We start from the raw sequence: 6,617 nt of genomic DNA on the forward strand, positions 1-6,617 counted from the left end.
AGAAATGACTAAACCGGTTGAAAATCTTCGTGAGCGTATGAAGATTTTTGCCAAAGGAAAAGATAAGGCGGGCGAGTTGTTCCGCCATTCTTCATTTGGTTTATTTGAATATGTATCAGATAGAATTCCTGAAATTTCTGACGAATTGTACCGTATCGATGATGCCATGCGTGCTGGTTTCGGTTGGGAGCTTGGCCCCTTCGAACTTTGGGATGCAGTTGGCGTAAAAGAAGCCATCGAAGGAATGGAGCAATATGGCAATAAAGCTGCGGCTTGGGTACATGAAATGCTCGATGCCGGAAATACTTCATTCTATAAAGTAGAAGATGGCGTTAAAAAATATTACGATATCCCTTCTAAAAGTTATAAAGCCTTACCAGGAACCGATGAGTTCATCATCTTGGATAACCTCCGCGAAAATAAAACCCTTTGGAAAAACTCAGGTGTTTCGATTATCGATCTGGGCGATGGCATTCTGAATGTAGAATTCCACACCAAAATGAATACCATTGGCGGGGATGTGATCTCTGGAATAAACAAAGCGATTGATATGGCCGAGAAAGATTACCGTGGTTTGGTAATCGGCAATGATGGTGCAAATTTCTCTGCCGGTGCAAATGTGGGTATGATTTTTATGATGGCGGTAGAGCAGGAGTGGGATGAATTGAATATGGCGATCAGAATGTTCCAGAATACTTCGATGCGCATCCGTTATTCTTCTATTCCGGTTGTGGTTGCCCCGCATAATTTAACCCTGGGTGGTGGTTGCGAATTCAGTTTACATGCCGATCACGTTCAGCTTTCGGCCGAAACCTATATGGGTTTGGTTGAGTTTGGTGTTGGCGTTATCCCTGGTGGCGGCGGAACAAAAGAATTTGCTTTGCGTGCTTCTGATGAGTATAAAGATGATCAGATTGTGCAAAATGCTTTGAAAGACCGTTTCTTAACCATCGGAATGGCGAAAGTTTCTACTTCTGGTTACGAGGCTTACGAGCTGGGCTATCTGCAAAAGGATAAATTCTCGATTTCAATGAACCGGAACCGCTTATTGGCCGATGCAAAAGCTAAAGCAATAGAATTGGCTGATGCCGGTTATACGAAGCCTGTACAACGCAACGATATCAAAGTATTAGGAAAGCAAGGTTTAGGAATTGTTTATGCTGGTGCAAATAGCATGTATGCGGGACATTTCATTTCTGAACACGATAAAAAAATATCCGAAAAATTAGGTTATGTGATGTGTGGAGGCGACTTATCGGCTCCAACAGAAGTAACGGAGCAATATTTATTGGATCTGGAAAGAGAAGCCTTTTTATCACTTGCAGGTGAGCGGAAATCGTTAGAGCGGATCCAGTCGATAATTACTAAGGGGAAACCGTTGAGGAATTAATGGATACATAGAAATATATGGGGTTTCTGCGACGTCACCCTGAATTTATTTCAGGGTCTTTCCAGGATAGATGCTGAAACAAGTTCAGCATGACGAACGCGAAAAATTAAAAAGATAATATTGGCTATTGCCATAAAAATACTAAAAATAATGGAAGCATATATTATAGCCGGATATCGTACAGCAGTGGGCAAAGCACCCCGTGGCGTATTCCGTTTTACAAGAGCTGATGATTTAGCCGCAGAAGTAATCAGGGCTTTAGTGGCATCGGTTCCGAATTTAGATAACGAACAGATTGATGATGTAATTGTGGGTAACGCTACTCCAGAAGCAGAGCAAGGCTTAAATATTGGCCGTATGATTTCGCTAATGGGTTTGGATACTGATAAAGTTCCTGGTGTTACGGTAAACCGCTATTGTGCATCGGGTTTAGATACCATTGCTACAGCAGTTGCCAAAATTAAGGCTGGCATGGCCGATTGTATTATTGCAGGTGGGGTAGAGGTGATGAGTGGAATGCCTTTTGGAGGTTGGAAGCTTGTACCAAATGCAGAAGTTGCAAAAAACAATCCAGACTGGTATTGGGGCATGGGCTTAACCGCCGAAGCAGTAGCTAAAGAATATAATGTGAGCCGTGAAGATCAAGATGCTTTTTCGTTAAAATCTCATGAAAAAGCTATTCACGCTATAAAAAACGGTCATTTAAAAGACGGTATTCTGCCAATCACAGTAAACGAAAATTACCTCGATGCAAACCTTAAAAAGAAAACACGTTCTTACGTGGTTGATACCGATGAGGGTCCACGTGCAGATACTACTCTAGACAAATTGGCGAAACTGAAGCCCGTATTCGATGCGGTTGGAAGTGTAACTGCTGGTAACTCATCGCAAACATCTGATGGGGCAGCTTTTGTGCTAGTGGTTTCTGAAAAGAAAATGAAAGAATTAAATGCAGAACCGATTGCCAGGTTGGTGAGTTATGGTATTGCGGGTGTTCCGCCACGCATTATGGGGATTGGCCCAATTGAGGCAATTCCAAAAGCGTTGAAACAAGCCGGTTTGAAAAAAGAGGATATCGATTTAATTGAACTGAACGAAGCTTTTGCCTCACAATCGTTAGCCGTAATCAGAACATTAGATTTAAATCCCGACGTAATTAATGTAAATGGTGGTGCAATTGCATTAGGGCATCCGCTGGGTTGTACAGGAGCAAAACTTACCGTACAGATCACGAATGAGCTAAAAAGACAAAATAAAAAGTACGGAATGGTAACCATGTGCGTAGGAACCGGGCAAGGTGCAGCGGGGATATTTGAGTTGTTGTAATTAGTATCAAGATGTGGGTATCAAGTATCGAGATTGAATAATAAGTGTAAACAAGTTTATAAAATCATCCCAGACATATTTGTATTCATAATTTAATACTAAAGCATATGCATAATTTTAAAGAACTAAAAGTTTGGCAAAAATCAATCGACTTAGCTGTTGAAGTTTATAAAGCGACATCACTCTTGCCGAATGAAGAAAGATTTGGATTGATTTCACAAATGAAAAGATGTTGGGTATCAATTTCTTCAAATATAGCTGAGGGTTCTGGTAGAGGAGGTGGTACTCAATTCAAATATTTTTTGAACATAAGCCAAGGTTCAGCTTTTGAGTTAGAGACACAATTGATTATTTCAAACCGACTTGAATTACTAGATGATGAATTATCAGCCGATTTGATTGAGAAAACTACTGAGATTCAAAAAATGGTTTATGCTTTGGATAGAAGTATCAAAGTATAAGCATTAAGGTTTGAGTATAAAGTGTCCAGATTGAATAAAAGAAATAATAGAAAAAATAATAAAGCGATATCAAGTTTTGAACACAGTTTTGATGCCTGATAATAGCTGCATAATATTGAAATTTAGTGATATCTAGTGTTAAGCTTTGTCTTGATACCTAATACTCGCTACTAGATACTAAAACAATGGAAACAACTGAAAAAAAGACAATTAAAGGCGGTGAATTCTTAATTAAGGATACCACTTATCAGGAAGTATTTATCCCTGAAGAATTTGATGAAGAGCAGCAGATGATTGCACAAACCTGTCGCGATTTTCTGGCGGCTGAGGTTTATCCCAATTTAGATAAAATTGACAAACAGGAAGATCCTGAACTAATGCCAACACTCTTAACCAAAGCTGGTGAACTGGGTATTTTAGGCGTTTCGGTACCGGAAGAGTATGGCGGTTTTGGTAAAAACTTCAATACTTCCATGTTGGTTGCAGATGTGGTAGGTGCAGGCCACTCTTTCGCCGTTGCACTTTCTGCTCATACCGGAATTGGTACCTTACCAATTTTATATTATGGTAATGAAGCGCAAAAAGCAAAGTATATTCCTAAACTCGGTTCGGGTGAATGGAAGGCTGCTTATTGCTTAACCGAACCAAACTCGGGTTCGGATGCGAACTCTGGTAAAACCAAAGCCACGCTGAGCGCCGATGGTAAACACTATATCATCACAGGACAGAAAATGTGGATTACCAATGGTGGTTTTGCCGATATTTTTATTGTTTTCGCTAAAATTGACGATGATAAAAACTTAACTGCATTTATTGTAGAGAAAGATTTCGGTGGCATAACCATGAATCCCGAAGAACATAAAATGGGTATTAAAGGTTCATCAACCCGTCAGGTTTTCTTTAATGATTGTCCGGTGCCAGTCGAGAACATGTTGAGCGATAGAGAAAACGGTTTCAAAATAGCGGTTAACATTTTAAATATTGGCCGTATTAAATTATCGGCGGCAGCTATTGGTGCTTCAAAAGCAACTTTAAATACTGCGATTAATTATTCGAATGAGCGGATCCAGTTTGGTCGCCCGATTTCTAAATATGGCGCTATCCGTTTTAAAATTGCAGAAATTGCCGCCAAACTTTACGCTGTTGATGCGGCGAACTACCGTGCAGGTCAGAATATTGATGATACTTACGATCAACTGGTTGCGGGTGGAATGGAATCTGGTAAAGCGAGGTTAAAATCTGTGGAGCAATTTGCGGTAGAGTGTGCCATTTTAAAAGTATGGGGTTCTGAAGCTTTAGATTATACTGTGGATGAAGGTGTGCAGATTTACGGTGGCATGGGCTTTAGTGCCGATGCGCCAATGGATAGGGCGTACCGTGATGCACGTATCAACCGGATTTTTGAAGGTACAAACGAAATTAACCGTTTGCTAACCGTTGATATGATGCTGAAACGCGCCATGAAGGGTGAACTGGATTTAATGACACCAGCTACAGCAGTTGCAGCCGAATTAATGAGCATCCCTGATTTTGGCGAAGAAGATACCACCTTGTTTGCTGCAGAGAAAAAAGTGCTCTCGAATTTGAAAAAAGCAACTTTAATGGTGGCTGGTGCTGCGGTTCAAAAATTAATGATGACCTTAAGCAAAGAGCAGGAAATTTTAATGAACATTGCAGACATGGCCAGTTATGTTTATGTGCTTGAATCTGCACTGTTGAGAACAGAAAAATTAGCAAGCACCCGCGGAGAAGAAGCCATTGCGGGTCAATTAGATCTATTAAGAATTTATTTGGTAGAAGCGGTTGATGGTATAGCCAAAGCGGGTAAAGAAGCGCTTTGGGCATTTGCCGAAGGTGATGAGCAACGTATGATGCTTGTTGGTTTACGCCGTTTTACCAAAGTAGAGCCATTTAATGTTAAAGATGCCCGTCAAAGAGTTGCCCAACAGCTTATTGAAGCAAATAAGTATATTTTTTAAGGTAGGTTTAGGGTAGAGGGTTTAAGGTTTAGGGTTTGGGTGCATTAACTCAGGCGCTAAACCTTTTTTGGTTTTTAATACATAGTGTATTTTTCATATGAGTTGTTTTTTATCTTATTTTGTCATGTTGAGCCTGTCGAAACACCTTAATCTGAATTTTAACAAATGCTTCGTTCCTAACATTGATAGATTCCAAAAGAAAGTTCGTCATTGCGAGGAGGAACGACGAAGCAATCTTACACTATGGAGTATAGCGACCGCATTAAGATTGCTTCATCACATTTGAAAAATTAGCTTAGTTTTTAAGGTTGTGTTATTAAAATCCTATTTTCGCGCATGTTTAAATTTAGATTACTTCCGATACTTCTTTTATGTGTAGCTATGGTTTCGTCTTGTAAAAAAGATGAAGACCCTGAAAAACAAATTACCGATTTCATCAAACAAAATAATATTAATGCAGTTAGAGACGATTCTGGCTTATATTATCAGATCATTAAACCTGGTTCGGGATCGTTCACTTATCCCAACAATACCAAAATAACCATTAAATATGAAGGTAGGTTATTAGACGGAACTGTATTTGATAATGGTGGTGGCAAAGAGCAAACCTTTAATCTGGCAGAATTAATACAGGGCTGGAGAATCGGTATCCCTAAAATACAAAAAGGTGGAGAAATAAGATTAATCGTTCCACCGGGTTTGGGTTATGGAAGCAGTTCGGTAGGCCCGATCCCTGGTAACTCTGTATTAGATTTTACCATACAGCTGTCTAATACACAATAAGCGTAAGACTAGGGATAAAAGACTAAATTCAAATCAAAATGCCTCTTTAGTCTTTTTGCTTTTGCCTTTAAGCTCCTTAAAATTGTTAAAATAGGTTAAAAATTGTAGCATCCGTATTAAAAGCTTATTTTTGCGATTGATGGTTAAGTTTAAATATTTTATACTCATGATCTGCTTTGCAGGGTGCTTAGCAGCCTGTAAAAAAAATGTGCCGATTGATGATTACGACCCTACTCCACAATTTAAGGCCGATACTGCCGCAATAAGTGCTTTTGTTAAGACTAATAATATCTCGGCTACGAAAGATGCCAGTGGTATATTTTATCAGATATTAGAACCAGGAACAGGAAGTGTGGTGTATGCAGCATCTACAAAAATCACTTCTGATTATGAAGGAAGATTATTAAACGGAACTATTTTCGATAGTACCAAAGGAACCCCAACCTCGTTTCTACTTGGTAACGTTATTGTAGGATGGCAAATTGGGATTCAAAAAATACAAAAAGGTGGTAAGATCAGATTGATAATACCTTCATATTACGCTTATGGGACGCAATCACCATCATCTTTGGTTCCGGCAAATTCAATACTTGATTTTACTATAACACTTACAGACGTACAATAATAAATGAACAAATTTACTAAACTTAGCCTATTCACACTTTTACTGGCTACTAC

6 protein-coding genes are annotated in these 6,617 nt (G+C 39.3%); all 6 read left to right on the forward strand.

From position 1 onward, the window contains the following. Positions 1 to 1,390 (forward strand): enoyl-CoA hydratase-related protein (locus AC1DPQ_RS13815; RefSeq protein ID WP_477609790.1); only part of this gene is annotated, 1,390 nt, incomplete at its 5' end. 150 nt (positions 1,391 to 1,540) lie between these two features. Beyond that, a complete protein-coding gene (locus tag AC1DPQ_RS13820; RefSeq protein ID WP_477580150.1) occupies positions 1,541 to 2,716 on the forward strand; it encodes an acetyl-CoA C-acyltransferase in 1,176 nt (391 codons plus the stop codon). A gap of 107 nt (positions 2,717 to 2,823) precedes the next feature. Then, complete coding sequence (locus AC1DPQ_RS13825) at positions 2,824 to 3,177, forward strand: four helix bundle protein (RefSeq protein WP_477580148.1); 354 nt, start codon at positions 2,824 to 2,826, stop codon at positions 3,175 to 3,177. Between the two features lie 185 nt (positions 3,178 to 3,362). Then, positions 3,363 to 5,156 carry an acyl-CoA dehydrogenase family protein gene (locus AC1DPQ_RS13830; protein ID WP_477609792.1) on the forward strand — a complete coding sequence of 598 codons (1,794 nt, stop codon included), beginning with the start codon at positions 3,363 to 3,365 and terminating at the stop codon, positions 5,154 to 5,156. 336 nt (positions 5,157 to 5,492) lie between these two features. Further along, a complete protein-coding gene (locus AC1DPQ_RS13835) occupies positions 5,493 to 5,939 on the forward strand; it encodes an FKBP-type peptidyl-prolyl cis-trans isomerase (protein WP_477580111.1) in 447 nt (148 codons plus the stop codon). Positions 5,940 to 6,078: 139 nt separating this feature from the next. Then, complete coding sequence (locus AC1DPQ_RS13840) at positions 6,079 to 6,564, forward strand: FKBP-type peptidyl-prolyl cis-trans isomerase (protein WP_477580109.1); 486 nt, start codon at positions 6,079 to 6,081, stop codon at positions 6,562 to 6,564. Positions 6,565 to 6,617: the final 53 nt, after the last annotated feature.

This window comes from Pedobacter sp. 01T416_2, from assembly GCF_056398925.1.

Excerpts from the sequence above, each read along its gene's own strand:
- AC1DPQ_RS13820 (WP_477580150.1), top strand. The coding sequence starts at position 1,541 with ATGGAAGCATATATTATAGCCGGATATCGTACAGCAGTGGGCAAAGCA.
- AC1DPQ_RS13825 (WP_477580148.1), top strand. The coding sequence starts at position 2,824 with ATGCATAATTTTAAAGAACTAAAAGTTTGGCAAAAATCAATCGACTTA.
- AC1DPQ_RS13830 (WP_477609792.1), top strand. The coding sequence starts at position 3,363 with ATGGAAACAACTGAAAAAAAGACAATTAAAGGCGGTGAATTCTTAATT.
- AC1DPQ_RS13835 (WP_477580111.1), top strand. The coding sequence starts at position 5,493 with ATGTTTAAATTTAGATTACTTCCGATACTTCTTTTATGTGTAGCTATG.
- AC1DPQ_RS13840 (WP_477580109.1), top strand. The coding sequence starts at position 6,079 with ATGGTTAAGTTTAAATATTTTATACTCATGATCTGCTTTGCAGGGTGC.